Raw genomic sequence first — 2,453 nt, forward strand, 5'->3', positions numbered from 1 at the left:
CGAATGATGTCCAACCATTCTGAGGGAACCTTTGGGCGCCTCCGTTACTCTTTAGGAGGCGACCGCCCCAGTCAAACTGCCCGCCTGACACTGTCTCCTGCCCCGATAAGGGGCATGGGTTAGAATTCCAATACAGCCAGGGTAGTATCCCACCAACGCCTCATCCGAAGCTGGCGCTCCGGAATCCAAGGCTCCTACCTATCCTGTACAGGCTGCACCGGAATTCAATATCAGGTTACAGTAAAGCTCCACGGGGTCTTTCCGTCCTGTCGCGGGTAACCTGCATCTTCACAGGTATTATAATTTCACCGAGTCTCTCGTTGAGACAGTGCCCAGATCGTTACGCCTTTCGTGCGGGTCGGAACTTACCCGACAAGGAATTTCGCTACCTTAGGACCGTTATAGTTACGGCCGCCGTTTACTGGGGCTTCAATTCGAAGCTTCGCTTGCGCTGACCTCTCCTCTTAACCTTCCAGCACCGGGCAGGCGTCAGCCCCTATACTTCACCTTGCGGTTTTGCAGAGACCTGTGTTTTTGCTAAACAGTCGCCTGGGCCTATTCACTGCGGCTCTCTCGGGCTTTAACACCCTACCAGAGCACCCCTTCTCCCGAAGTTACGGGGTCATTTTGCCGAGTTCCTTAACGAGAGTTCTCTCGATCACCTTAGGATTCTCTCCTCGCCTACCTGTGTCGGTTTGCGGTACGGGCACCTCCCGCCTCGCTAGAGGCTTTTCTTGGCAGCGTGAAATCAGGGACTCCGGGGAATACTCCCCTTGCCATCACAGCTCAATGTTATAGGAACGGGATTTGCCTCGTTCCACACCTCACTGCTTAGACGCGCATAACCAACAGCGCGCTCACCCTATCCTACTGCGTCCCCCCATTACTCAAACGGCGGGGAGGTGGTACAGGAATATCAACCTGTTGTCCATCGTCTACGCCTTTCGGCCTCAACTTAGGTCCCGACTAACCCTGAGCGGACGAGCCTTCCTCAGGAAACCTTAGGCATTCGGTGGAAGGGATTCTCACCCTTCTTTCGCTACTCATACCGGCATTCTCACTTCCAAGCGCTCCACAAGTCCTTACGGTCCAGCTTCAACGCCCTTGGAACGCTCTCCTACCACTGACATCAAAGATGTCAATCCACAGTTTCGGTGATTCGTTTAGCCCCGGTACATTTTCGGCGCAGCGCCACTCGACCAGTGAGCTATTACGCACTCTTTAAATGATGGCTGCTTCTAAGCCAACATCCTGGTTGTCTGGGCAACGCCACATCCTTTTCCACTTAACGAATACTTGGGGACCTTAACTGGTGGTCTGGGCTGTTTCCCTCTCGACTATGGATCTTATCACCCACAGTCTGACTCCCAAACATAAATCATCGGCATTCGGAGTTTGTCTGAATTCGGTAACCCGGGATGGGCCCCTAGTCCAAACAGTGCTCTACCTCCGAGATTCTTACGTTTGAGGCTAGCCCTAAAGCTATTTCGGAGAGAACCAGCTATCTCCAGGTTCGATTGGAATTTCACCGCTACCCACACCTCATCCCCGCACTTTTCAACGTACGTGGGTTCGGGCCTCCAGTAAGTGTTACCTTACCTTCACCCTGGACATGGGTAGATCACCTGGTTTCGGGTCTACGACCCCATACTCTGACGCCCTATTCAGACTCGCTTTCGCTGCGGCTCCGCATTCACTGCTTAACCTTGCATGGAATCGTAACTCGCCGGTTCATTCTACAAAAGGCACGCCATCACCCATTAACGGGCTCTGACAACTTGTAGGCACATGGTTTCAGGATCTATTTCACTCCCCTTCCGGGGTGCTTTTCACCTTTCCCTCACGGTACTGGTTCACTATCGGTCACTAGGGAGTATTTAGCCTTGGGAGATGGTCCTCCCGGATTCCGACGGAATTTCACGTGTTCCGCCGTACTCAGGATACACTCTGGAGAGAATGGATTTTCGACTACGGGGCTTTTACCCGCTGCGGCGGACCTTTCCAGGTCGCTTCGTCTAATCCATTCCTTTGTAACTCCGTATAGAGTGTCCTACAACCCCAGGAAGCAAGCTTCCTGGTTTGGGCTCTTCCCGTTTCGCTCGCCGCTACTCAGGGAATCGATTTTTCTTTCTCTTCCTCCGGATACTTAGATGTTTCAGTTCTCCGGGTGTGCCTCGTTTACGCTATGTATTCACGTAAACGTACTGTCCCATTATGGACAGTGGGTTTCCCCATTCGGAAATCTCCGGATCAAAGCTTACTTACAGCTCCCCGGAGCATATCGGTGTTAGTGCCGTCCTTCTTAGGCTCCTAGTGCCAAGGCATCCGCCATGCGCCCTTTCTAACTTAACCTTTCGGTTTTCAAAAAGCATACGCTTCCTGAATTCCTCTTTGGTGAGTCCTTGTTTACAGCGATGTAGACAGGTGCTCTTAAAAGGCATTGCATAAATAAG

1 rRNA gene is annotated in these 2,453 nt (G+C 52.3%); it reads right to left on the bottom strand.

What is annotated here, in order from left to right:
* Window positions 1-2,352, bottom strand: a 23S ribosomal RNA gene (locus HDC33_RS16355); the annotation flags it as partial.
* Window positions 2,353-2,453: the final 101 nt, after the last annotated feature.

The organism is Sporosarcina sp. JAI121 (genome assembly GCF_013408665.1).
In the GTDB taxonomy this organism is placed as follows: domain Bacteria; phylum Bacillota; class Bacilli; order Bacillales_A; family Planococcaceae; genus Sporosarcina.